The organism is Vibrio sp. EA2, from assembly GCF_033042495.1.
Classification (GTDB): Bacteria; Pseudomonadota; Gammaproteobacteria; order Enterobacterales; family Vibrionaceae; genus Vibrio.
Genome location: NZ_JAWLID010000003.1, coordinates 169,777 through 170,478, shown reverse-complemented (window position 1 = coordinate 170,478; position 702 = coordinate 169,777). Strand labels below are relative to the sequence as shown.

2 protein-coding genes are annotated in these 702 nt (G+C 50.0%); both read right to left on the bottom strand.

Features of this window, described 5'->3' with window-relative positions; translation table 11 throughout:
* A partial coding sequence (galT, locus tag RXX31_RS08745) for a galactose-1-phosphate uridylyltransferase (RefSeq protein ID WP_317588783.1) occupies positions 1–321 on the bottom strand: 321 nt, incomplete at its 3' end.
* A 75-nt stretch (positions 322–396) separates the two neighbouring features.
* Positions 397–702: GDP-mannose 4,6-dehydratase (locus RXX31_RS08740; RefSeq protein ID WP_317588781.1), on the bottom strand; the 306-nt coding region annotated here is incomplete at its 5' end.

Genomic DNA, 702 nt, shown 5'->3' with positions numbered 1-702 from the left:
CAATCCACGCACGCCCTGAGTTTTAAATAATGGGTTATCCGATTCAGGCGCATCTGGCGAGTCCACCATCAGAGCAGCAAAATCGTTGTTGAACACATAAGTGCCTTGGTAGTCTGGGTTTACGTCACCAGAAATACGTTCATTGGTCGGACACAGGAAGCATTTAGCGTCGTAATTCGGCAATTCATCCATGGCCGGTTTTTCATCGGCACCACTCCAAGGACGCTTTGCCCGGTGCGGGGAGACCAAAATCCATTGCCCTGTTAACGGGTTATAACGACGGTGTGGGTGATCCACAGGGTTAAATTCAACATTCGACATCTTACTTACTCAACTCTCAAAAATTCGTTTTTAACTGCCACTCCCGATGAAATTGGCGCAGCAGCTTCGCTTCCATTACTCTGGGGAATAACCTTGAGGGTTATTTGACTGCCACAGCCAGGTATCCGCTGTCATATCCTCTATGCTGCGCGTCGCCTTCCAACCAAGGTCACGCTCAGCTTTCTTGGTGCTTGCCCAACACTCAGCAATATCGCCTGGTCTGCGCGGGCAAAGCTCATAAGGGACTGGCTTACCGCAAGCCACACCAAATGCTTCTGCCATTTCAAGCACGCTAGAGCCTTTGCCGGTACCGAGGTTATAAATGTGTAATCCTGCTTTTTCACCGACGGCTTTGAGCGCAGCAATGTGGCCATCAGCTAA